The 18,925-nt window shown below is 61.7% G+C and carries 37 protein-coding genes and 2 tRNA genes; 37 read left to right on the top strand and 2 right to left on the bottom strand.

Annotated elements, in window-relative coordinates; all coding sequences use genetic code 11:
• The 4 genes from ACR652_RS24665 to ACR652_RS24650 are packed head-to-tail and all read left to right on the top strand — an operon-like array spanning position 1 to position 1,614.
• Positions 1 to 180, top strand: coding sequence for a Thivi_2564 family membrane protein (locus tag ACR652_RS24665; RefSeq protein ID WP_434509114.1), 180 nt, complete (start codon positions 1 to 3; stop codon positions 178 to 180).
• Positions 180 to 638, top strand: coding sequence for a hypothetical protein (locus tag ACR652_RS24660; RefSeq protein ID WP_434509113.1), 459 nt, complete (start codon positions 180 to 182; stop codon positions 636 to 638). Before ACR652_RS24665 ends, ACR652_RS24660 begins: the two co-directional genes overlap by 1 nt.
• Positions 635 to 1,117, top strand: a complete 483-nt coding sequence (locus ACR652_RS24655) for a hypothetical protein (RefSeq protein ID WP_434509112.1) — start codon at positions 635 to 637, stop codon at positions 1,115 to 1,117. Before ACR652_RS24660 ends, ACR652_RS24655 begins: the two co-directional genes overlap by 4 nt.
• Positions 1,114 to 1,614 (top strand): hypothetical protein, encoded by a 501-nt coding sequence (locus tag ACR652_RS24650; protein WP_434509111.1) that lies wholly within the window; start codon positions 1,114 to 1,116, stop codon positions 1,612 to 1,614. The genes ACR652_RS24655 and ACR652_RS24650 overlap by 4 nt, the downstream gene beginning before the upstream one ends.
• Positions 1,615 to 2,158: 544 nt before the next feature.
• On the opposite strand, the gene ACR652_RS24645 is transcribed toward ACR652_RS24650, so the two are convergent.
• Together ACR652_RS24645 and ACR652_RS24640 are read right to left on the bottom strand one after the other, a co-directional pair.
• Entirely contained in the window at positions 2,159 to 2,656 is a 498-nt protein-coding gene (locus tag ACR652_RS24645) for a hypothetical protein (RefSeq protein ID WP_434509110.1), read from the bottom strand.
• Complete coding sequence (locus tag ACR652_RS24640) at positions 2,653 to 3,153, bottom strand: hypothetical protein (protein WP_434509109.1); 501 nt, start codon at positions 3,151 to 3,153, stop codon at positions 2,653 to 2,655. Before ACR652_RS24640 ends, ACR652_RS24645 begins: the two co-directional genes overlap by 4 nt.
• A gap of 476 nt (positions 3,154 to 3,629) precedes the next feature.
• Here ACR652_RS24640 and ACR652_RS24635 point away from each other — a divergent pair, with 476 nt between their 5' ends.
• The 33 genes from ACR652_RS24635 to ACR652_RS24475 all read left to right on the top strand — a co-directional run bounded on the left by ACR652_RS24635 (position 3,630) and on the right by ACR652_RS24475 (position 18,764).
• Positions 3,630 to 3,785 (top strand): ribbon-helix-helix domain-containing protein, encoded by a 156-nt coding sequence (locus ACR652_RS24635; RefSeq protein ID WP_434509108.1) that lies wholly within the window; start codon positions 3,630 to 3,632, stop codon positions 3,783 to 3,785.
• Between the two features lie 216 nt (positions 3,786 to 4,001).
• Positions 4,002 to 4,241: a hypothetical protein gene (locus ACR652_RS24630; protein WP_434509107.1), complete on the top strand. Its 240-nt coding sequence runs from the start codon at positions 4,002 to 4,004 to the stop codon at positions 4,239 to 4,241.
• A gap of 150 nt (positions 4,242 to 4,391) precedes the next feature.
• The gene (locus tag ACR652_RS24625) at positions 4,392 to 4,802 is read left to right on the top strand and encodes a DUF7448 domain-containing protein (RefSeq protein WP_434509106.1); all 411 of its coding nucleotides are present in this window, start codon (positions 4,392 to 4,394) and stop codon (positions 4,800 to 4,802) included.
• Between the two features lie 32 nt (positions 4,803 to 4,834).
• The gene (locus ACR652_RS24620; protein ID WP_434509105.1) at positions 4,835 to 5,137 is read left to right on the top strand and encodes a hypothetical protein; all 303 of its coding nucleotides are present in this window, start codon (positions 4,835 to 4,837) and stop codon (positions 5,135 to 5,137) included.
• The gene (locus ACR652_RS24615; RefSeq protein ID WP_434509104.1) at positions 5,134 to 5,823 is read left to right on the top strand and encodes a PD-(D/E)XK nuclease family protein; all 690 of its coding nucleotides are present in this window, start codon (positions 5,134 to 5,136) and stop codon (positions 5,821 to 5,823) included. Before ACR652_RS24620 ends, ACR652_RS24615 begins: the two co-directional genes overlap by 4 nt.
• Positions 5,824 to 6,047: 224 nt before the next feature.
• On the top strand, positions 6,048 to 6,248 hold the full coding sequence (locus ACR652_RS24610; protein ID WP_434509103.1) for a hypothetical protein: 201 nt from the start codon (positions 6,048 to 6,050) through the stop codon (positions 6,246 to 6,248).
• Positions 6,249 to 6,294: 46 nt separating this feature from the next.
• A complete protein-coding gene (locus ACR652_RS24605) occupies positions 6,295 to 6,582 on the top strand; it encodes a hypothetical protein (protein WP_434509102.1) in 288 nt (95 codons plus the stop codon).
• Between the two features lie 119 nt (positions 6,583 to 6,701).
• On the top strand, positions 6,702 to 6,974 hold the full coding sequence (locus ACR652_RS24600; protein WP_434509101.1) for a hypothetical protein: 273 nt from the start codon (positions 6,702 to 6,704) through the stop codon (positions 6,972 to 6,974).
• The gene (locus tag ACR652_RS24595) at positions 6,971 to 7,330 is read left to right on the top strand and encodes a hypothetical protein (protein ID WP_434509100.1); all 360 of its coding nucleotides are present in this window, start codon (positions 6,971 to 6,973) and stop codon (positions 7,328 to 7,330) included. The genes ACR652_RS24600 and ACR652_RS24595 overlap by 4 nt, the downstream gene beginning before the upstream one ends.
• Positions 7,327 to 7,701 (top strand): hypothetical protein, encoded by a 375-nt coding sequence (locus tag ACR652_RS24590; protein WP_434509099.1) that lies wholly within the window; start codon positions 7,327 to 7,329, stop codon positions 7,699 to 7,701. The genes ACR652_RS24595 and ACR652_RS24590 overlap by 4 nt, the downstream gene beginning before the upstream one ends.
• Positions 7,701 to 7,910, top strand: a complete 210-nt coding sequence (locus ACR652_RS24585) for a hypothetical protein (RefSeq protein WP_434509098.1) — start codon at positions 7,701 to 7,703, stop codon at positions 7,908 to 7,910. The genes ACR652_RS24590 and ACR652_RS24585 overlap by 1 nt, the downstream gene beginning before the upstream one ends.
• On the top strand, positions 7,907 to 8,410 hold the full coding sequence (locus tag ACR652_RS24580; RefSeq protein ID WP_434509097.1) for a hypothetical protein: 504 nt from the start codon (positions 7,907 to 7,909) through the stop codon (positions 8,408 to 8,410). Before ACR652_RS24585 ends, ACR652_RS24580 begins: the two co-directional genes overlap by 4 nt.
• A 187-nt stretch (positions 8,411 to 8,597) precedes the next feature.
• The gene (locus ACR652_RS24575; protein WP_434509096.1) at positions 8,598 to 9,113 is read left to right on the top strand and encodes a DNA N-6-adenine-methyltransferase; all 516 of its coding nucleotides are present in this window, start codon (positions 8,598 to 8,600) and stop codon (positions 9,111 to 9,113) included.
• A 47-nt stretch (positions 9,114 to 9,160) separates the two neighbouring features.
• Positions 9,161 to 9,234, top strand: a tRNA-Met gene (locus ACR652_RS24570).
• Between the two features lie 143 nt (positions 9,235 to 9,377).
• Complete coding sequence (locus ACR652_RS24565; RefSeq protein ID WP_434509095.1) at positions 9,378 to 9,893, top strand: DUF1376 domain-containing protein; 516 nt, start codon at positions 9,378 to 9,380, stop codon at positions 9,891 to 9,893.
• A gap of 40 nt (positions 9,894 to 9,933) precedes the next feature.
• Positions 9,934 to 10,149 (top strand): helix-turn-helix domain-containing protein, encoded by a 216-nt coding sequence (locus ACR652_RS24560; protein WP_434509094.1) that lies wholly within the window; start codon positions 9,934 to 9,936, stop codon positions 10,147 to 10,149.
• Positions 10,150 to 10,222, top strand: a tRNA-His gene (locus ACR652_RS24555). It begins immediately after the preceding gene.
• 47 nt (positions 10,223 to 10,269) lie between these two features.
• A complete protein-coding gene (locus tag ACR652_RS24550; RefSeq protein WP_434509093.1) occupies positions 10,270 to 10,440 on the top strand; it encodes a hypothetical protein in 171 nt (56 codons plus the stop codon).
• Positions 10,441 to 10,600: 160 nt separating this feature from the next.
• Positions 10,601 to 11,170, top strand: a complete 570-nt coding sequence (locus ACR652_RS24545; RefSeq protein ID WP_434509092.1) for an HNH endonuclease signature motif containing protein — start codon at positions 10,601 to 10,603, stop codon at positions 11,168 to 11,170.
• A 247-nt stretch (positions 11,171 to 11,417) separates the two neighbouring features.
• A complete protein-coding gene (locus ACR652_RS24540) occupies positions 11,418 to 11,669 on the top strand; it encodes a hypothetical protein (protein WP_434509091.1) in 252 nt (83 codons plus the stop codon).
• Positions 11,670 to 11,901: 232 nt separating this feature from the next.
• On the top strand, positions 11,902 to 12,264 hold the full coding sequence (locus ACR652_RS24535) for a DUF1064 domain-containing protein (RefSeq protein ID WP_434509090.1): 363 nt from the start codon (positions 11,902 to 11,904) through the stop codon (positions 12,262 to 12,264).
• Positions 12,264 to 12,983 (top strand): DUF5131 family protein, encoded by a 720-nt coding sequence (locus ACR652_RS24530; protein WP_434509089.1) that lies wholly within the window; start codon positions 12,264 to 12,266, stop codon positions 12,981 to 12,983. The genes ACR652_RS24535 and ACR652_RS24530 overlap by 1 nt, the downstream gene beginning before the upstream one ends.
• Positions 12,984 to 13,218: 235 nt before the next feature.
• Positions 13,219 to 13,458 (top strand): hypothetical protein, encoded by a 240-nt coding sequence (locus ACR652_RS24525; RefSeq protein ID WP_434509088.1) that lies wholly within the window; start codon positions 13,219 to 13,221, stop codon positions 13,456 to 13,458.
• A complete protein-coding gene (locus tag ACR652_RS24520) occupies positions 13,455 to 13,667 on the top strand; it encodes a hypothetical protein (protein ID WP_434509087.1) in 213 nt (70 codons plus the stop codon). The genes ACR652_RS24525 and ACR652_RS24520 overlap by 4 nt, the downstream gene beginning before the upstream one ends.
• The gene (locus ACR652_RS24515; RefSeq protein WP_434509086.1) at positions 13,668 to 13,925 is read left to right on the top strand and encodes a hypothetical protein; all 258 of its coding nucleotides are present in this window, start codon (positions 13,668 to 13,670) and stop codon (positions 13,923 to 13,925) included.
• A complete protein-coding gene (locus tag ACR652_RS24510; RefSeq protein WP_434509085.1) occupies positions 13,918 to 14,547 on the top strand; it encodes a hypothetical protein in 630 nt (209 codons plus the stop codon). The genes ACR652_RS24515 and ACR652_RS24510 overlap by 8 nt, the downstream gene beginning before the upstream one ends.
• A complete protein-coding gene (locus ACR652_RS24505) occupies positions 14,544 to 14,852 on the top strand; it encodes a cyclic-phosphate processing receiver domain-containing protein (protein ID WP_434509084.1) in 309 nt (102 codons plus the stop codon). Before ACR652_RS24510 ends, ACR652_RS24505 begins: the two co-directional genes overlap by 4 nt.
• Positions 14,845 to 15,099 (top strand): hypothetical protein, encoded by a 255-nt coding sequence (locus ACR652_RS24500; protein WP_434509083.1) that lies wholly within the window; start codon positions 14,845 to 14,847, stop codon positions 15,097 to 15,099. The genes ACR652_RS24505 and ACR652_RS24500 overlap by 8 nt, the downstream gene beginning before the upstream one ends.
• A complete protein-coding gene (locus tag ACR652_RS24495; protein WP_434509082.1) occupies positions 15,092 to 15,523 on the top strand; it encodes a hypothetical protein in 432 nt (143 codons plus the stop codon). The genes ACR652_RS24500 and ACR652_RS24495 overlap by 8 nt, the downstream gene beginning before the upstream one ends.
• Positions 15,520 to 15,864 carry a hypothetical protein gene (locus ACR652_RS24490; RefSeq protein ID WP_434509081.1) on the top strand — a complete coding sequence of 115 codons (345 nt, stop codon included), beginning with the start codon at positions 15,520 to 15,522 and terminating at the stop codon, positions 15,862 to 15,864. The genes ACR652_RS24495 and ACR652_RS24490 overlap by 4 nt, the downstream gene beginning before the upstream one ends.
• A 49-nt stretch (positions 15,865 to 15,913) precedes the next feature.
• Positions 15,914 to 16,423, top strand: a complete 510-nt coding sequence (locus ACR652_RS24485) for an SIS domain-containing protein (protein WP_434509080.1) — start codon at positions 15,914 to 15,916, stop codon at positions 16,421 to 16,423.
• A gap of 12 nt (positions 16,424 to 16,435) precedes the next feature.
• Positions 16,436 to 16,963: a hypothetical protein gene (locus tag ACR652_RS24480; RefSeq protein WP_434509079.1), complete on the top strand. Its 528-nt coding sequence runs from the start codon at positions 16,436 to 16,438 to the stop codon at positions 16,961 to 16,963.
• Positions 16,964 to 17,396: 433 nt separating this feature from the next.
• Entirely contained in the window at positions 17,397 to 18,764 is a 1,368-nt protein-coding gene (locus tag ACR652_RS24475; protein WP_434509078.1) for an adenylyltransferase/cytidyltransferase family protein, read from the top strand.
• Positions 18,765 to 18,925: the final 161 nt, after the last annotated feature.

The raw sequence follows: 18,925 nt of genomic DNA, 5'->3' as shown, positions 1-18,925 counted from the left end.
ATGAGCATTATCACCATCCTCATCGTTCTCGTAATCGCAGGCGTTTTGCTCTACCTGCTGAACGTGCTGATCCCGCTGGACCCGAAGATTCGGACGGTCATTAACGTGCTCGTGGGGCTGGTCCTGTTCCTGTGGATCGTCGGACTACTGACGGGCCATCAGTTCATCAAGCTCCGCTGATGGCAGACTCCGAGAAGAAGCCCGACCTCTCCGCCACGCTGGTCGCCGGGAAGGTCGCGGAGATCCTTCGCAAAGAACGCGACTCTCGGCCCTCGGAGGGCAGTATCCAGCGGGAGGAGCGCACATGGCGGGAGCACATCCGCTTTGCCGTCGTGCCGCTCTTGCTATTCGGGTTTGCCCTGATGGGTCGTGAGGTCTGGGAGATCGTCGCGTGCCCGCGTACCGAGACCTGCCACGTCCACATGAGCACGATGGCGTGGGGCATCGGGCTGGTGGTGCTCGCGTTGCTGATCTGGCAGCAGGGCAATGTCTCGAAAAGCATCACGGAAGCCGTAGCGGCCGGCGCGGACATCCGGGCGCGGTGGTTCACCCGTCCGGGACGTGAAAGCGATACACCAGGGACCAAGGTCACGACCGTGATTGAGGAACCCCCACCGGACAAGGAGCCCGGCACATGACCCGCGACGAGGAAGTCGTCTATCTGGCCGGCAAGCTGCATTTCGTTCGCGAGTATGGCGGCCAGAACAAAGGGGTGTGGGTCAACACGATCCAGAAGGTGACCGGGAATGGCGACGGGGATAGCTGGTGCGCCTCGTTCGTCTCCCTTGTGCTGGGAATCGTGTTCGAGGGCAAGAGCCCCATGCCCCGCTCGGCGAGTTGCGATGTGCTCCTCGAACACGCCAGAGGGAAGGGCTGGTTGACCGAGACGCCATCAGTCGGGGACGTGTTCCTGATCCTGAACAGCCCGACCGACGCGCATCACACGGGGTTTGTGTTTCGCGTACTGCCGGATCGCGTCGAGACCATCGAAGGCAACAGCAACGATGACGGGTCCAGTAATGGGGATGGCGTTTACGTTCGTGAGGGAGCGCACGCCCGCAAGCTCAACCCGGCGAAGATGCTGTTTGTTCACTACCCCCGCGAAACCGTCGCGTGATCCTGCTGCTCAAGTGGTGGCGGGAAGCGGCCATCGTCCTGTTGGCGCTCGGGCTAATCGCCTACTGCCAAGGCCGTGACCGGGCCAAGGTTCGGGAGGGCATTGCACAGGAACGCTACCGCATTGCCGACAGTACGCTCGCCGTCTTGAAGGTCGCCCAGCGAAAGATCGACTCGGTGTTCGTCCGGGACACCCTGCGGTTCACCCGCTGGCGGGACTCTGTGACTATCCGCCACGATACGGTACTCGCCCATCTCACCGACACGATCCGCGTGAAGGAACTGATCCAGGTACAGGACTCCGCGATCGCCACCTGCACCAATCTCTTGTCGAGTTGTAGCGCCCGCGTGCTGAACTTGCAGGACCAGTTGACGCAGGAACGCGCCAAGGTCGCAGCCATCCCACTGGCCACTCCCCGCTCATGCACCTCGACGGGCGCTGTGTCAGGGCTGGTCGGGCTGGGGCTCGGTTTCCTCGGTGGGCGCTTGGCGAAGTAGCAGGGCGTACTCGAAGGTCCCCGGCCCCCGTCGTCTCCGCTCGACGGTGTGACTGCCGAAACGCGCTTTCCTGAGATCCCGAAGTCGCGCCGAGATTGAGGCTTGGGGGAATCCGGTCGCGGCTTCGATCTCTGCGAGGGTATGCCACGCGCCCCCGGCCATGAAGTCGCGAACTCTGGCCATCTGAGCCGCGAGGCGGGAGTGGTCCTGAGGCTCTAGCGTGGAGCCGTCAGCGAAGAACGGCTGGCTAAAGAGGTCGGGAAGTGTGGTCACGGGCGTCGGCGGTCTGCGTGCGTTCCGTAGAGGCCGTGCGCGGGGTACGGCGGTCCTGCTGCGAGACGCAGTTGCCGGAGTGCATTCTGTCCCCACACCAAACGAAGCATTCGCGCCGACAGGATGTGAGGTGAACGAAACTGTCGAAGGTCGCTCTCTGATGGAGCTCGTCCTAGGGCTGCCGACAGTTCACGCAAAGACTCCACGGCTGCAACGCGCAAACTGATGCACTCGGGGAGATCGCACGATGCTGGCGACGAGTACTCCGCGTTCATGTCAGGCCAAATCTCACGCAGATATTCTCGTGACGTTTCCATCCGTACATTCCGGCACAGTGACGGCACGACGTTGGGCCGAGCCCGCCCTCTTCTCTGGCCTCTAGTTCTACAATAACGCTGCGACGCTTTGGGTAGACGAGCGCAATGAGCGGGAGAACGGCGTCTAGAAGGTCCTGCATCATTGAGTCGTCTTGGGCCTGAGCCATCACGCCTCGCATATAGAGTAGCGGAAGCGGCGTTGCCGCATACATAGCGGCCCGAAAACGATCGTTGAGCGGCAGACACCTCACCGTCCGGTACTGATCAAAATCACGGTACGGCTCGCGGAGTTGATAGCCCGAAGTCACGGTCAAGGAGTGTGCGGCACGGATGAAACTCAGTGCGGTGGTCTTCGAGTGACCCGTTTTCTGTGCCGCATCACGCAACGAGACCAAGGGCGATGCGACAGTCCATAACAAGGACTCCCGCTGGAAATCAGAAAGCACGTTCACGCAACCGCCTTGGCAGCGAGCTTCACCATTGCCGCCATTGCGGAACCCGTGACGGTGGCGCTGTCGATCACGGCCACCCCGTTGATCCAGTTGGTAACAACAGCGTCCTTCCAGCGATCTTCTGGCGGTCTATCATCCCACTGGATGCGATGAGCCTTCACCCGGTTGCGATAGTAGAACGAACGGGCTGGCTGCTCGACAAACTCAGGCGCCACAGCGGTGTCGGTGAACATGCCCTGACGGATTCGCGGGACGACACGCTCGCCGCCACAAGCGCCACAGATTTCGATCACGGACATGTCCGAAGTGACAGCGACGGAAATGCGAAGATGCCCGACTATGCCACACATCACACAGTCCTCGAACGGCAATGTTTCTGTTGCCATCCATTGATCGAACTGCTCGTCGGAATCCGACCACGGGCTGTCAGAGAAATCAAACCGTCGTTGCTCGAAGTCCTCTTGCCAACGCATCTCGTCGCGGTACCAGTCGCTCATGTTGCCACCTTGAGTACAACAATCTCGACGAGGCGATCATCTGGGAGCATGAGTTGTGCGGCGAAGGTCCCAAGGAGGGAGATGTAGTCTGGTGCAATTCGCTTCGCGTCCACCTTGGCACAAACCCGATCTATCAGTTCTGCTGGTAGGACATGGTCAGGCCGCCACGGGAAGGCAGCCACATCTAGGTCTGACCCGTCCCGTTCAAGAACGGACCCGTACAGTGCGACGATGTAACCGAGTCGTCGCGCCAGAGGGGTAATGGTGCGAAAGAACGGAACCGCGTCGGCACGGGTCCAACGGCGGCGAGCAACTACCGAACGGCCCGGGGATTTAACCCGAGTGCTTTTTATGGTACTGCCGTCAAGCGGCAGGGTACCACCTTCTCGTTCGGTAGCGCTCTCCAATTCGTTGTTCATGGACCGAAGAATACCGACCCTCTTGACATTACGCAAGTATGCGGTAAGATGCGCAACATGAGAAAAGCACGCATGGACTGCCGGGTCCACTTGGTCCTCTCGGCCACCCTCTATAACAGGCTGGTCGCCAAGAGCGAACGAACGGGCGTCAGCATGTCAGAACTGATCCGCCGGGCGATTGCCGCAACGCTTGAGAAAGAGAAGGCGGCGTAACGTGGTCCTCCCGCCCTCCCCACGAGAGTTGATCGAACTCGACCTAAAGCTGGCCCGCCAGAGCAAGGGCTACCGAGGGTGGGACTTTGAAACGCGAGTCCAGAACGCATTGCGAAATGTGAAGCTTTGTGTCTTGCGGTGGGTCCGAGAGCGGCAGCGCAAGCAGGGCGTGAAACCGATGTGGCAGCAGAAACTCGAACAATCGTGGAGGAGGAAATGAGCGAGCAGCATGTGAAGGATCGCGCAGGCTCGGAGAAGATTTTCGGAAAGCGGGGCGAGTTTCTCGGCTATCGCTTCATCAATCCGGCGCGACGGGCGAAGAAGGCGACGGGCCTGAAGGGCCGCCAGTGGGTGAAGCATCGCAAGGCGACGAGGCGAGCGGAGAGGGTTGCCGCAAAGCTCGCAGAGATGCGGGCCTACGCAAAGGAGCACGGCCTCGACGAGTTCGCAGCGTAGCGGGAAATCCGGGAGGCGGTACCGGGCTCTCAGATCGGGAGCGAACACCGCAGTGTGAAAGATTGAGATGGGTGCGCGAAGGGGCAGCGGTGTGGGGCAATCCGAGGTTCAACTCCTCGGCGCGCAATGCAGGACTAACAGGAGATAGCGATGGGCAATCTTGGATTTGGCGTGATGCTTGGAATGCTTGGCGGCAACGAGAAGTCCGTCAAGGCGTACAAGCGGGCCGAGGGTCAGACTATCACGGCCCTCGCGCTACGTGACGATGCGCTGCATTTCAAGTTCGCGGACGGCTTCAAGATGCGAATCTCCGATGAAGGCCAGTCGTGTTGCGAATCGCGTTACATGTGCTGCGACGACGACCTTGCGTATCACATCGGCGCGAAGCTGGTGAAGATCGAACTGCGGGAAGCCGCGCCGATTTCTGACGAAGATGACTACGGCGTCCACGAAGTGCAGTTCTGCGACATCACCACGGATCGCGGGCTCATTCAACTAGCCACGCACAACGAGCATAACGGCTACTACGGCGGATTCTGGATTCTACTGACAGCGGAATAGCAGCAGGGGGGCACTCCACAGGAGACAGGCGAATGACGCAAGCAGACGGATACGAAGGGGCTATCTGCCCCGAATGCGAAGGGACTGGCGAAGTTCGCGTGATCGTCGGGGATGAGGAGGGCGCCGATCCCTGCCCGTCGTGTGGCGGGTCGGGTCATCTTGACTTGCGGCTTGTCGATGAGCCTGAGGATCAGCCGTCGTTCGCCAACCATGCCGACGAAATCGCGTGGCACCTGAGCCAGCAGGTCAACAAGCTGACGACGATGGCCGCAGAGCAGGCAGCCTGGATCGACGCGCAGGAACTGGCCGGCGTTCGCAACCTGAGGACCACATGAGCAAAGCAGTCATCGCAGACAACGGGAAGTACAAGATCGACTTCCTCAAGAGCCACACGGTCTACAAGAACGCGGCAGGGAAAAGACTCCCCGGCGTCACGACCGTGCTGGGAATGCTCTCGAAGCCCGCATTGCTTCGCTGGGCTTGGGACTTGGGAAAGTCGGGGATCGACATGGAAGCGTCCCGGCAAGGGGCGGCCGACATCGGGACCATTGCTCATGCGCTCTGCGAAGCCCACTTACGGGAGATGGAACTCGACACGGACAACATCGCCCCCGAGCAACTGGCCAAGGCGCAGAACGGCTTCCGCCGGTTCATGGAGTTCTGGACGAAAGAGCAACTGGTGGTCATTGCCACCGAGTTGTCGATGATCTCCGAACGGATGCAGGTTGGGGGGACGCTGGACATCGTGGCCATGCGACCCAACGGGGCCTTCGTGCTGGTGGACCTGAAAAGCTCCAAGGGCATCTATGACGAGATGCTGGTGCAGGCCGCGACCTACGCCGCGATGTACGAGGAAACGACCAACGGCACGATCGCAGAGGTGTTCGTGGTCCGGATCGGGAAAGAGGACGCGGACGATCTCGAGGTCCGGCCTGTAGGTCAAAGGGTTGAACGGGTAGCAGCGTTTGCGGCGTTGGCAGAGGCCCGCCGCCTTCTCCAAGCAGCCGGAGTGCGCGTATGAATTGTCCAACCTGCGGGGGCGAATGCTACGACAACCGAGAGAAGGTTGCCGGCGGCTGGCGGGGTCCTTTGTTCAAATGCCGGGACACGAACTGCGCGTGGACGAAATGGCCCCCCAAAGGCCAGCGAGCGCAGGGAGGGGGGAACGGTCGCCCTCAGGGTGGATCGCCAGCCAGCGGGGCAGCCAAGCGGCCTCTTGGCCCCCTGTACTACGAGTGCCTGAAGGTGGCAAAGGCCTGTGTTGAGAAGGAGTTCAAGAACGCACTGCCGGCGGACATCATCGCTGCGACCGCAACCCTCTTTATCGCCGCCACGCGAGACGGGACGCCCTTGGCAGCGCCCAAGCCAAAGCCAGCCCCCGAGCCAGAGTACGATGAGGCTGAGTACCAGTACGCCGACGATTCTGACGGCCCGCTGCCCTTCTGATCCTCCGTCCCTGAGCCGATGCCTCACCCAAACCCTTTTCTGACAAATGTCTGAGACTCTTGAACAGCGCGAAGCGAGTGGTGCGGCGGACGGGATTTCGTTCGAGGTGGCCGTGAGTCTGCTGCCGGAAGGCGATTACGTCCACACCTTCCTCGGCTTCATCGGCGCGGATTGGAAGCGCGAGAAGGTCATCGACGCGCTGCTCGCCTCGCCCGACATTCGCCCGACTGGTCCGATGGCGCAGGCAATGGGACACGGCCTCGCGATCAAACATCCCGACCGCGACTCGGTGCTGTTCGTGGCGACGACTCGCCGCACCGACGAACCCGCGTGAGCCGTGCCTCAATACCCTGAGCCGCCAAACATGACTGCTTTTCAAGGGCCGTCGCGTTCTCGTCCGAGAGCCCCGAGCAGCAAAAAAGTTTCTAAACGACGCGATGCGGGTGGTGCGCGATGAAAGCGATTTTCCGAGAGACGGGGCTGCGGTTCGGGATGGAGACACGCGACGAGGATTACGCGTATCGCCTCGGCGTCATCGAGGTCGAACTCGAACGCCTCGCGGCCATGCCCGGCGAGACCACCAAGATCATCACCGAGGCGCTGCTGCTGTATCGCACGCAGATCGGCAACAACATCCGCGACCGCGACAGCAAGCCCAAAGCCGACGCCCCGCCACGCGCTGTTGAAAATCCCTCTCCCGCCCCAATGACCGAACACGACACATGACCACAGACGAAAAGAAGTTTTCGGAGCGGGATTTGATTCTTGCGAAGCGGGAAGCGTTCAAGAACGGCGCGGCGTGGATGAAGGGTGAGGTTGTCTACGGCAGTGCACCGAATGGTGGGTGGGCCGACGCTGCGAACGAACGCTACCCGATGCCGAAAGCCATCAAGCCCCGCGTCATCACCGCGAACGGGACCAACTACCGCGTCGTGGACGGCTGGCTCGAAGAACAGTCGGCGTGCATCTCGCCCGCACCAGCATGGAAGCGCGTCGGTGGCTTGCCCTACTACAACGATGGATTGACGCGCCTCGCGGATTTGATCCTCGACCCGACGCGAGAAGTTTCGGAGGCCGAATGACCATTTCTGTTTTGGGGGGCTCCTGGAATGGCGGCGTGCTGGCAACTGCGCTTTGCGTGATGCTGTTGCTGACGGTTGCAATCGCCGCGGGCTACCGTCGTGAATCGCATCAGTGGAAGGCGAAGGCGCAGCATTTCTTCGACCTGTCGCGAGAGCACGAAGCCGACTGCGACTACTACCGCTCGCTGCTGGGGTGGCTGAACAAGCACGGCCAAGCGCCAGCGCCCCGCTATGACCTGCCGATGAATCTTCCCATCTCGACGCCGGGCAATCCGCTGAAGCTGACGCGGGTGCTGGACTCCTCGCTTGACGATACGGCGACCACTTCGACGCTTGAAGACTTGGTGCGCTCATCAGGCGGGAGGCTCTGATGTTCTACGAGGATCCGTGGTACGGCACCGACGAGGACCGCTACTGCTACTGGTGCGACTCAGACCCATGCCGCTGCGACAGTTCGCCAGACGATGATGACGATGATGCGGACTACTACCGCGCCGAATGGCTGCCCGCCAGCGAAGGCCCATCCGACCTACTCCCCGATGAAGCGACGACAGACTCTGACGGCGAGGCGAAACCGTGAAGTCCATCACCGACAAGCAGCGAGCGAAGCGACTGGCGAACGGCGAAAAGTTCATCTCGTCCACGATTGCGAGGAAATCCGCAAAGCGAAGTGCTGTCGTGGTGGCGTTTCGGAAGTCCGAGAAACAGCGCAAAACGCGGGTGAAGCGGCAAGAGAACGAGAGGAAGTACGGGCCGCAGCTCTTTCGGGAGTTCCTGCACGCGAGCCAGTGCCTCGGATGCGGGACGCGTCAGAATATCCAGCAGGCGCATCGCTTCACCGGGGGAATGGGGAGGAAGGGCAACTGGCAGGACACGATCCCTCTCTGCGGCCCGCAGCTCGTGCGCCCCAACGTTCACGACCGGCATGAGGACTACACCGTCCCCGGCTGTCACGCGAGCTACGACGCCGCGAAACAATCGTGGAGCCGTGAGCACAACCTTCCCGCTCGCGCCGCGTTCTTCTGGACGAATTGGGAGCGTCATCGCGTGTTCGTTCAGAAGCTCCGGAGCGCCGAATGAGTGACACGACCGGCGTCAACACGAAGCACTCGATGTGGCCGCACGCGCCCGGGAACTATCGCTGCATCTACTGCGGCTGTCGTGCGCTCTCGCCCGAGTGGTACGCGGAATGTCCTCGCCCGCTCACCCCGAAAAGCGCAGTTCCCACCAGCCCTTCCCCCGAACAGCCGCCTGCTGAGGGAGACGAATGAGCCTCATGAACTTCCGCGCCCAGAATCATCCACAGCAAGAGACGCGGGACGAGGTGGACGACAGGGCGATTCTGCCGGAGTACTTCGAGCCCCTTCACGCGGAGTTCGGGTTCACGATCGACGCGGCGGCCAGCGAGAGCAATGCGGTGCTGCCGACCTTCTGGACGCGAGAGGACGACGCGCTGGGCCAGCGGTGGGTGTCGCATCGCGTGTGGTGCAATCCGCCGTATTCGGACTTGAGGCCGTGGGTTCGCAAGGCGTGGAGCGAGATGAATCGGGGTTGCGCCCTGATCGTGATGCTGGTTCCCGCGAATCGCTGTGAGCAAGGCTGGTGGCAAGAGGAAGTCGAGCCCTTCCGCGACGGGAAGTCGTCCCTGCTCTCGAGCCGCCTGACGACCCGCTTCCTGCCAACCCGCTGGCGCTTCAAATGGCCTGCCTCGCGTGTCGTGCCGATCAAAGGTGACCGCCCCCCATTCGGCTGCGTGCTGCTCATCTGGGAACGCGAAAAATGAGTTGGGGGGTGTCTTGCGGATGGGAGGACCCGGCCACAGATTTCAGGAGCGCGGTAGAGCAGCCCGGTAGCTCGTCAGCCTCATAAGCTGAAGGTCGTGGGTTCAAATCCCATCTGCGCCATTCACAACTGAAATATCGCACGGCGTTCAGAAGCGTCGAAGGCGACAACAATCTGCACTGGCCGTATCACTTGGTGCCTCAGTCTCCGCTTACGCGGGGGTGGGGATTCTGCCCAAGCCGATACGGCCTTTGCTTTTCCCACCATGACGGATCGCTTCCCGTGGTTCCCCTTCTACGCCGCTGATTGGCTCACTTCCCCTGCCGTGCTCGCCATGTCGCTTGAGCAGCAGGGGGCGTATCTCCGGCTTCTAGCCATCGCCTGGAACGCGGGGCGTGATGAGCCAGCCCTTCCGGCTGCGCCAGCCGAATTGGCGCGAATGCTCGGCCTTTCGCTCAAACGGTGGACGACGATCAGCCGGCCGATTCTCGGGTGCTTCGAGCGGCGCGGCGACCTGCTCTACAACGCCAAGCTCACGCAAGTGTGGGAGATCCAGCGGGCCAAATACAACATCGCGGCAATGGCGGGTCGGGCCAGCGGCGAGGCACGAAGAAAGCAACGGTCGTCCAACGGACGTTCAACGGGCGTTGCCATTCCGTTGCAACCGAAAGGCAACCATACAGACGCAGATACAAACAGAACTAAAAGCAGTTCTGGGCCGACCGCGATTCGCGCTTTGACAGATGGCGCTCTCGCGTCGGCCCGAAAGGGGAGAACATGAATATCCCCCGGGTTTGCGGTGAGGCGGGATAGATATTACTATGCGTCCTATGGCTACGACGATTGGAAGCAACATCGCGACGGTGCGGGAGGCGCTTGGGTATAGCCAATCGTCCTTTGCCCGAAAGATCAACGCCTCGCAGAGCGCAGTGTCGCAGATCGAGAACGGTGAGCGAAACCCCAGCTTTGACATGCTGCTTCGCATCAAGCGAGCGCTCGGGGTCACATGGGTCGGGCTGCTCAAGGGGATCGAATGACAGGGGGTAGCTCAACTGGTCAGAGCATCGGGTTGTGGCTCCGAGGAATGGGGTTCGAGTCCCCACTCCCTGATTCTGGCGGGTCGCGGGTCATCACCTACGAGGAAGCATGAGCGCAAGATGAGAAATCTCATCCGCCTGAGGAAGGTCGTCCAGTTCCAGATGCGCCACACGACGCTGTACGTGCTGCTGAGCGATGGGACGCTGTGGCGTGGGCTGCTGCTTGAAGGCGGCGGGTATCAGTGGCACCAGATAGGGCTAGAAGGCATCCCGCTTGAGGTGCCCGCGTGAAGCCCTCCTACAAGGACCGCTACCGCCAAGTGCGATGGGACCGACAGGTCGAGATCAAGGTGCAGGGCTATCTCCCCTACCCGAACCGCTACGCCGTCTCCCCGAAACGGGCCGAAGAAATCAAGGCCGAGTGGAGACGCCTTGCTGCTGAGGCCAAGCCATGCCCGTAACGCTTCCGATCTTCGGAGCCACGATCCACGGGCCTGACGGATTGCAGTTCCTGCCGGTCAAACGCGGACGGGGGCCTGACCGTCGCCCTCGGCGTCGCAAACCAACGCGATCCCCTGAGGTTCGTTTTTGGGAGAAGGTGATAAGGGGGGACGGGTGTTGGGAATGGACAGCAGCCAAGAGCGTCAGAGGGTACGGCACATTCGGACTGCGAAAAGGGAAAATGGTTCCTGCCCACCGAATGTCGTGGGAGCTTACCTATGGAAAAATCCCCGATGGGCTAATCGTCTGCCACCACTGCGACAATCCTGAGTGCGTTCGTCCCGACCATCTGTTCCTGGGAACGTACAGCGACAACACCCAAGACATGATTCGGAAGGGGCGTGGCGGCATCCAAAAGCACCTTGCTCGCAAGGGCCTCCGGCGAAACGGGACACCAGTAGCGGTTTGCAAGCGAGGTCACCCGTCCGTGCCTGAGAACAGGACCCCGAGCGGCAACTGTCGTCCTTGTTCCAAGATTCACGAGCAACGCAGGCCGCCGCGCCGAAAGGGGGCCTCATGACAGTCACACTCGTTGCGTTCGGGGATATTATCGCCACGGCTGACGGCGATAAGCAGATGGTTGTTCGTCATTGCGGGCACGGCGAGTCTCGAGCCATGTACTGCGCGACGTGCAAGTATTCCGCACCCAACCCTCAAGCGATGCGGGACCACTGTCGGGGAGAGGGGGAGCATGAGGTGGTGAGCTTTTGCCAAAAACACAGGATCTACGAGACCGTGATCGCGAAGATCACCACGGAGACAGCCGCGTGAGCGACTTCCCAAGAGCGGCGCTGGAATCTGTCGCGGAGTACATGCGCCTGCGTGCCGACACGACAGGCGACAAGGAGGGTGAGACTGGCTGGCGCTTCCAGCGGGCCGCGATTCTCGCAGCAATCAAGGCATACGACGAGCTAGCAGACCGCTGCGTCGAGGACAACACGAAACATTCTCTCGCTAGGGCCGAACTCCGCGCTCAGATCGAAGAAATGCGAAGCGGCTACAGCAACAAAACCCGATGAGCCAACGCCAGAACCCCAACTTCCGCTGCGGCTGCCCGAAACTCGACAACACCATCCAGGTCGGGGGCGTCGATCGCTGCCGGCGGTGCTACCGAGACTACCAAAACCGCTATGCCCGCGAACACTACAGGCCCGTGCCACGCTTCGAGCTCGTGGAAGTGAAGCCCATCAGCGAATCCCTCGCCGGGCGTAGTTATCAACTTGCGCCGCGTCGGAGCGCTTGAGTCCCCCCATGGCACCCCCGACCGAGAAAGTTTTGCAACAGCGCCCAGCGGTAGCAGCGAGTGTCGATTTGTTCTTAGGGATGAATCAGACCGAGAAGCGCCGAGCGATCGAACTCGAAGCGATGAAACGCAACCACCAGATCGCGTCGTGGCGGTACGAAGCGGTGACGCTGAAGCTCGCGAATGACTGCCGCTACACGCCGGACTTTCTCGTGATCAACCTGCTGGGGCAGATGACGTTTGAAGAAGTAAAGGGGCACTGGCGCGACGACGCCCGCGTGAAGATCCGAGTAGCCGCCGCGAAATTTCCCGAGTTCGCTTTTGTCGCACTGCGCCTAGAAAAGGGCCAGTGGTGCATGGAGGTATTCTGATGGGCGAGACGACCGCGATTGGCTGGACGCAGGCCACCTGGAATCCGTGGTACGGCTGCACGAAGGTGAGTGCGGGCTGCGATCACTGCTACATGTTCCGCGACATGAAGCGCTACGGGCGCGATCCGGAAGTGGTGACGCGCTCCAAGACGCGCTTCTCTGATCCGCTCAAGTGGAAAGAGCCGAAGGTCATCTTCACCTGTTCGTGGTCGGACTGGTTCCACAAGGACGCGGACGCATGGCGCGACGAAGCGTGGGAGATCGTCCGAAAGACGCCCCAGCACACGTATCAAATCCTCACGAAGCGCCCCGGCCGCATCGCTCGGCATCTGCCGGCGGATTGGGGCGAAGGCTACGCGAACGTGTGGCTCGGCACCTCCATCGAGCATGAGGACACGGCGTTCCGGCTCGGGCAACTGCTGGACATTCCCGCTCGCGTGCGCTTCGTGAGTTCCGAGCCGCTAATCGGCCCTTGGTCCGTCGCCGACACGATGGGCGAGAGCAGCGCCAGCGGCGTATTGCATTGGCTCATCGACGGTGGCGAATCCGGCGCAGAGCATCGCCCCGCTGATCCGAACTGGTTTCGCCAGCATCGCGACGAATGCGAAGAACTGGAAATCGCGTACTTCCTGAAACAACTCGGAGGCCACCCCGACGCTCGCGCCCACGACAAAGCGCTGTTAGACGGTCGCACGCATACCGACATGCCCACCCGCTGACCCTCTGACGCCGGGGTCGCCCTCGGACCCACCACCTCATGAGCGACCACATCACAATTTGCGGAGCGCGTGGCTCACTCTCGTCAGAGGCTCGGGCCGAGATTGAAGATTTCGCCGCGCATCTTCGCGAGCATCACGCGACTAAGCAGTACGTTCCCGACTCCTGCCGCTTCTGCGCCGAACGTGCGAAACGAGGCGCTGTCGTTGCGGTCCTCCCCTCTCGGGAGAGACAGCCGTGAGCCGCGACAGACGCTATCAAATGCCGGTCAACGGCGTCAGCCCCGAAGAACTACCCGCGAAGATGCGAACCGCTGTCGATTCCGTCGGCAAGCTATTCCCGCCGCAGACTGGCGTCTGTGTGTTCGTGTTCGACTTCGGGCAGGGTGGCGGGATGTCCTACATCTCGAACGCCGAGCGGGCCGATGTGATCAACGCCCTTCAAGAATGGATACGCCACCAAAGAAGCCTGTCATGAACACCGATACCCGAGAAGTACGCGACCTCAAAGACATCACGCCCGCCGAGATGGCGACCGGCAAGTGGGTGAAGGTGCCGAAAGGCTACACGCCAAAGAATCCCGCGACGGACGAGGACTATCGCCGCATCATGGCCGCTGACGCTCGGCGAAAGTTGCGGGCCGCGAAAAGGCTTGCCGCCGCCCCTTCCTCACCGGAGAAGTCCTGAATGAGCGCGAAGAAAGCATCGACCGTGACGCTGGGCTGGGTCGGTTGGGAGTATGACGACGGCTGTCAGTCGGTTCACGTCGCAATGCCGTCAGAGTTCAACGAAACCGTCCGTCGCGTTCCGGCTCATCTGTTCCGCGAATACAACGAGGCGCACGAGCGGGCCGAAGCTGCCGAGAAGGCCCTCCTCGATGCATGGAGCGCCGCGAAAGAAATCCGCAATCCCAACTACGAGCCTGAGCCGCCCGCCAATGACTGATCGCGCCGACTCCTCTTCCATCGCCCCGTCGGAATGCGACGAGATGCAAGGCCCGTGGTGCTGCACGTTGGCGAAGGGCCACAGCGGCGACCACATCGCGTCAACGGGCGAAAACGGCTCGGGGCAAATCTGCGCTCAGTGGCCCCGAGCGGAAGGACCGCCGCCACCAACTCCTAGCGAAGTACCAGTTTCTCCCAAGTTAGGAGTTGCGACCGCAGAGACACCGACGCCCGCCGAGAAAACCGCTGGTCAGAAGTGGCGCATTCGCCTCGTCAACGCCATCGAAATGTTCGACCAGTTAGGGTGGGAGGACGGGAAGTCGCTGAGCAAACTTCTCGACCAATGCGAGCGTGACCGTGATGCGGTCGCCTCCCTCCAAGCAGAGAACGAGAGACTGCGGACGGAGCTTGAACTCCGAAAGCACGCGGCCATGATGGAGGCTCGCGCTGTTGAGCAGCTAATCGCCGACCGTGACCGCCGAGCGGCAGAAGTGGAAGCATTGCCAAAGTGGCTCGCGTTCCAGACCGAGGCGCAATCGGACGACCTGCGTACAACTCTCTGGGTCAAACGCCGCGACGTGCTCGCCCTGCTCGGCCCCATCCCAGCACCGGAGAAGCCATGAGCGGATCGCTGTGGGTGGATGACTGCAAGCCAGCGCCGGACGGTTGCGCGGTCGCTCGCAACTACGACGACGCATTGCGGTTGCTGCGCCGCTTCGACTACGACACGCTGTATCTGGATCACGACTTGGGCGACCACCACCGCCCCGAGCGCACCGGCTACGACCTGCTGAAGCAACTCATCGCGGACAATCGCGTTCCTGCTCGCGTCGAGTGCATTTCGTGGAACCCGGTCGGCGTGAAGCGCATCAACAATCTACTCGCGCAATTCCGGCCCATCCCAGCACCGGAGAAAGACAATGGCTGACATGCTACTGGAAAATCGCGTCGCAGGACTCGCCGAGCGGATCGACCGAGGCGACTACATGTCCCGCGACCTGCTGCGTGATCTCGCCTACACCACTCGCGTACTCTTTGCCCAGCGCCGCGTGCTCGCCAAGCTGGCCGCTGAGACGCCGCAGTTCAGCAACCCACTGGAAGTCTACGCCGCCCAAGAACTTCGCGACGAAATACTTGCGCCCATCCCAGCACCAACCGAGGACGCCAATGGCTGACCCCAGAGAGACGACGGCCCCGCATGACCGTGATTTAGTGCGACGGCTCGACGCTGTGCTGGCCCTGAACCGCCACGACCCCGTGTGCCACGTGCCCCGCGACTTGCTGATGGAACTGCGAGCGCGTGTCTTGTGGGAAATCGTATCCGCCGACACCCCCATCCCGGTCTCTACGACCCCGCCCCCTCATCGCATTGAACTTGACGACGGCTGCACGATGGACGACACCGAGCCAATGGTGGATGAAGTCGCGGGCTTCGGTGACTACCACGCCGAGATGCTGTCCGACTCGACGATGTACCTGCTGCTTGGCCCGAGCACGTTCACGATCTGGGCGAAGCGCGGGGAGCTCTACTTCCGCCACGACTTCACCGAAAAAGCAAACGAACCGGCGGGCATCTCGCGGCAGAGGACCCCTGAATGAGCGACCGCACGAAAGATGGCCAGACGATTCACGACGGGACGATCTACGGGCCGGCGCGAATCTGCCCGCGTGGGCTAACGGAGTGCTCGCCGCTCTCGCGCTGTGCATCGCCGAACTTCGCCAGCTACTTCTGCGTGGGCGAGACGGACGCCGCGCCGGTGCCGACCGACCGACTGCGCTTCTGCGTGTTCTCGTCGCACGACAACAAGCCCGTGGACGTGATGGTCAACTTCGACGAACGCGATGCAACCGATGCGGCCTATACCCTGCTCGGTGGCCTGTCGGCCTTCGCGTGCGACCGCGCCAACGGCATCGACCCCTACACCCCGAAAAAGCGATGACCGACGAACTTTCCTCACCGAGTGCCCCCGAACCAACGCTGGACGCAAAATGATCGTTGCCTTTTTCCTCGCAGCGTGCCTAAATTGGGGGCCAGTGGATACCCCCGCCGAGCAGGATCTCCTAGCCGCCGTCCGAGGGGCGCACCACGTCTGGCTGATCGGGAACGGAGGCTCCGCTTCTATCGCCTCCCACGCCGCCGTTGACTTGCTGACAGCCGGCGAACGGGCCTCGGTCCTGACCGACCCGGCCCTCACGACCTGCGTAGCGAACGACTTCGGCTATGACCAGGTGTACGCCTACCCCCTGCAACGCTTGATGGAGCGGTGGGACTTGCTGATCGCGATCTCGAGCTCAGGGCAATCCCCGAACATCCTGAACGGGGCGAAGGCCGCGAAAGCCGTGGGGGCCACGGTGGTGACGCTGAGTGGGTTCAAGCCAGACAACCCGCTGCGGGCGTTGGGGGATGTGAACCTGTGGGTGGATTCCACGGATTACGGAGTGGTGGAGTTAGAGCACGCGGCGATCCTGCACAGGCTGACGGACAAACTACGTACCTAACCAAGGAGGCACATGCTGGGCTTTTTCATCGGGATTATTCTCACCATTCTGGTCGTCGCCGGGTTGTCGGTGCAGGCGTTGCGCCGCTGGTCACAGCGGTTGTTCGGGGATTTGCTGGTCGCTGCCCTCACGAACGTTGAGACGGAACTCTCGTCTATCAAGTCCATGTCGGACCTGTCGGCCAAGGTCAAGGAGTTGCGCGAGGAACTGGAAGCGTTGCAGGCAGCGACCGCTCGGAAGCAGGAGGAGTTTGACCGCCGTGAGCGGGACGTGGAACACAAGATCGGATTGGAGCGCAAGCGGCAGGAACTGGAACAGCAGAAGCAGCAACTGGAACTGACCGCCTCCAAGCGTGAGGCTATCGTGCAGTTGCGCGAGGAGAATCTGGCGGCGGATCGTAAGCGGTTCGCGGAGCAGATGGAGTTCCACGACCAGCGGTTTACGCAGGAAGTGACGTACCTCAAGGAGATCATCGGCGACATCGCCAAGCGGTTGCCGAGCGCCGAGATTTACGCCAACCTCTCGAATGACAAGAAATGAGCGCGGGGGCGTTCGGGTCTTTGGTCAGCCAACTAGAGGCAAAGACTGGCATCACTTGTCGGTGCGACCCAGCCCGAGACGCCTACACTTTCTCGTATTGTGGGCGTAGCGTATCGGTTGAAGCACAGGCGTTGATGAACATCTCCCCGGCGGACCTCAGTGGTATGCTCCGAAACATTTACAAGGAACTTATGGCGACAGGGTACAGCACCGGCCTCGGTGGAACGATCGGGAACAGCCTTGGGCAGGCTCTGGCGGGCTACCAGCAACATTTGGCGGGTCAAGGGTTATTGCAGCAGCAAGCCAACCTTCAGGCGCTGCTCGGTGCTCAGCAGCAATACCAGCCATGGGGTGGGACCTTTTCGCCGCCCATCTCCCAAGCCCCGCCAAAGGCCCCGCCAAAGGCCGCGGCTCGGCCTGAGACGAACCAAGCGTGGCTGGACCGTCGCGTGAACGAGATACGGGTGCGCCTCGCGTGACAAAAACAGTCCTCTGCCATGGTTGCTGGGATGGACTGCACATCGGCCATATCCGACACTTAGAAGCAGCCCGAGCGTTGGGGGATAGGCTGGTGGTGTCCGTGACCAGCGACCGCTTTGTGAACAAAGGGCCGGGGCGTCCACGTTTCCCACTAGAGCAGCGCATGGAAGCACTCAAGGCGTTGCGGTGCGTGGACGAAGTGATCGCGTCGGACTACCAGACGGGGGCGGAATCGATCGTTGCCAAGGCGCCAGCGATTTACGTGAAAGGCGAGGACTACGGCAGTGGCATCGCGGACGAGGAAGCCACGGCGCTCGCCATGTTCAACGGCCGGCTGGAAATCGTCGGGGAGAAGCTAGGCAGCTCCAGCGCCACCTTCCGCCATGAAGATCCCTTCCTGGAGCACTGCCGCGCGACCTACACCCCCAAGGACTTCTCGGACGCGATTGAATCGCTGGCAACACTCAAGGTCGGAGTGATCGGGGATGGGATCTTCGACCGATACACCTATGTCGAGCCGCAGGGATTGACGGCGAAGTCGCAGACGCTGAGCCTCAAGATTGATGAGGGGCCACTAAGCCAAGAGGGTGGCGCGTTGGCGGTGTGGCGACACGCGGAAGCGCTGGGGGTGTCGCTCGGCTATCGCCATACGCCGGTAGTGGCGATCAAGCACCGCTATCTAGGGCGCGACGGGCGTCGGTATTTCACGGCCGAGTCGTACACCCCCGTTGAATACGCGGCCCCTGTTCCATCCTCAGCTACCGACGTGCTGCTGGTGGCGGACTTCGGCCACGGCGTGATGACGCCCGAACTGAAACGGGCCGTGCTGGACGCGAAGTATCTGGCGCTCAACGTCCAGACGAACAGCGCCAATTTCGGGTTCAACCTCATCACGCAGTACGAGCGGTGTGACATGTTCTCGCTGGATCGGACAGAACTGCAACTGGCGATCAGACAGCGCGTTGACGTGGACGGCGGACACCTCAGTCGTGTCGGCTACCCACTGCTCGCCAAGCGGGGGTTCCTGACGCGAGGCGGTGACGACACGATCGCGTGGGAACGGCGGACTCCAGTGGAGCGAAAGGATCAGGATGTCAGGCATACCTGCCCCGCGTTGGAGCCCAACCCCGTCGATCCCGTAGGGGCTGGGGATGCGTTCTTTGTGGCCGCAGCACTCTGCTCCGCGAAAGGCGTCCCGCTGGACTTGACGTTGCTGATCGCGCAGATCGCTGGGGCACAGTTGACGAAGGTCATCGGGAACGCGGAGCCGTTGAACAAGGCGAAGCTGTTGGCGGCGGGGAAGGCCATACTCGCCCGATGACAGAACGCGGCAGCGTGTCGGAGCTATTCGCACCCGGCGATTTGCCGTGGGACCCGAAGGGGCTCGCTGACCTTGCGGCGTTGCATCCCGGCTCGTCGCAGTGGGAGAGCACGCCGACATATCCGCAGTGGCTACCGATCTCACCGCCTGCCACCCCACAG

The organism is Methylocystis sp. (assembly GCF_051061225.1).
Lineage (GTDB): Bacteria > Pseudomonadota > Alphaproteobacteria > Rhizobiales > Beijerinckiaceae > Methylocystis.
The sequence above is the reverse complement of the archived record's forward strand: the minus strand, read 5'-3'. Positions and strand labels throughout refer to the sequence as shown.

Bases quoted from the DNA above. Each gene is read 5' to 3' on its own strand.
- ACR652_RS24520 (WP_434509087.1), top strand. From the start codon at position 13,455: ATGAACACCGATACCCGAGAAGTACGCGACCTCAAAGACATCACGCCC.
- ACR652_RS24500 (WP_434509083.1), top strand. From the start codon at position 14,845: ATGGCTGACATGCTACTGGAAAATCGCGTCGCAGGACTCGCCGAGCGG.
- ACR652_RS24515 (WP_434509086.1), top strand. From the start codon at position 13,668: ATGAGCGCGAAGAAAGCATCGACCGTGACGCTGGGCTGGGTCGGTTGG.
- ACR652_RS24590 (WP_434509099.1), top strand. From the start codon at position 7,327: ATGACCATTTCTGTTTTGGGGGGCTCCTGGAATGGCGGCGTGCTGGCA.
- ACR652_RS24510 (WP_434509085.1), top strand. From the start codon at position 13,918: ATGACTGATCGCGCCGACTCCTCTTCCATCGCCCCGTCGGAATGCGAC.
- ACR652_RS24625 (WP_434509106.1), top strand. From the start codon at position 4,392: ATGGGCAATCTTGGATTTGGCGTGATGCTTGGAATGCTTGGCGGCAAC.
- ACR652_RS24560 (WP_434509094.1), top strand. From the start codon at position 9,934: ATGCGTCCTATGGCTACGACGATTGGAAGCAACATCGCGACGGTGCGG.
- ACR652_RS24485 (WP_434509080.1), top strand. From the start codon at position 15,914: ATGATCGTTGCCTTTTTCCTCGCAGCGTGCCTAAATTGGGGGCCAGTG.
- ACR652_RS24640 (WP_434509109.1), bottom strand. From the start codon at position 3,153: ATGAGCGACTGGTACCGCGACGAGATGCGTTGGCAAGAGGACTTCGAG.
- ACR652_RS24490 (WP_434509081.1), top strand. From the start codon at position 15,520: ATGAGCGACCGCACGAAAGATGGCCAGACGATTCACGACGGGACGATC.
- ACR652_RS24620 (WP_434509105.1), top strand. From the start codon at position 4,835: ATGACGCAAGCAGACGGATACGAAGGGGCTATCTGCCCCGAATGCGAA.
- ACR652_RS24505 (WP_434509084.1), top strand. From the start codon at position 14,544: ATGAGCGGATCGCTGTGGGTGGATGACTGCAAGCCAGCGCCGGACGGT.
- ACR652_RS24535 (WP_434509090.1), top strand. From the start codon at position 11,902: ATGGCACCCCCGACCGAGAAAGTTTTGCAACAGCGCCCAGCGGTAGCA.
- ACR652_RS24480 (WP_434509079.1), top strand. From the start codon at position 16,436: ATGCTGGGCTTTTTCATCGGGATTATTCTCACCATTCTGGTCGTCGCC.
- ACR652_RS24495 (WP_434509082.1), top strand. From the start codon at position 15,092: ATGGCTGACCCCAGAGAGACGACGGCCCCGCATGACCGTGATTTAGTG.
- ACR652_RS24550 (WP_434509093.1), top strand. From the start codon at position 10,270: ATGAGAAATCTCATCCGCCTGAGGAAGGTCGTCCAGTTCCAGATGCGC.
- ACR652_RS24660 (WP_434509113.1), top strand. From the start codon at position 180: ATGGCAGACTCCGAGAAGAAGCCCGACCTCTCCGCCACGCTGGTCGCC.
- ACR652_RS24665 (WP_434509114.1), top strand. From the start codon at position 1: ATGAGCATTATCACCATCCTCATCGTTCTCGTAATCGCAGGCGTTTTG.
- ACR652_RS24655 (WP_434509112.1), top strand. From the start codon at position 635: ATGACCCGCGACGAGGAAGTCGTCTATCTGGCCGGCAAGCTGCATTTC.
- ACR652_RS24545 (WP_434509092.1), top strand. From the start codon at position 10,601: ATGCCCGTAACGCTTCCGATCTTCGGAGCCACGATCCACGGGCCTGAC.
- ACR652_RS24530 (WP_434509089.1), top strand. From the start codon at position 12,264: ATGGGCGAGACGACCGCGATTGGCTGGACGCAGGCCACCTGGAATCCG.
- ACR652_RS24605 (WP_434509102.1), top strand. From the start codon at position 6,295: ATGTCTGAGACTCTTGAACAGCGCGAAGCGAGTGGTGCGGCGGACGGG.
- ACR652_RS24615 (WP_434509104.1), top strand. From the start codon at position 5,134: ATGAGCAAAGCAGTCATCGCAGACAACGGGAAGTACAAGATCGACTTC.
- ACR652_RS24585 (WP_434509098.1), top strand. From the start codon at position 7,701: ATGTTCTACGAGGATCCGTGGTACGGCACCGACGAGGACCGCTACTGC.
- ACR652_RS24565 (WP_434509095.1), top strand. From the start codon at position 9,378: ATGACGGATCGCTTCCCGTGGTTCCCCTTCTACGCCGCTGATTGGCTC.
- ACR652_RS24600 (WP_434509101.1), top strand. From the start codon at position 6,702: ATGAAAGCGATTTTCCGAGAGACGGGGCTGCGGTTCGGGATGGAGACA.
- ACR652_RS24595 (WP_434509100.1), top strand. From the start codon at position 6,971: ATGACCACAGACGAAAAGAAGTTTTCGGAGCGGGATTTGATTCTTGCG.
- ACR652_RS24575 (WP_434509096.1), top strand. From the start codon at position 8,598: ATGAGCCTCATGAACTTCCGCGCCCAGAATCATCCACAGCAAGAGACG.
- ACR652_RS24635 (WP_434509108.1), top strand. From the start codon at position 3,630: ATGAGAAAAGCACGCATGGACTGCCGGGTCCACTTGGTCCTCTCGGCC.
- ACR652_RS24630 (WP_434509107.1), top strand. From the start codon at position 4,002: ATGAGCGAGCAGCATGTGAAGGATCGCGCAGGCTCGGAGAAGATTTTC.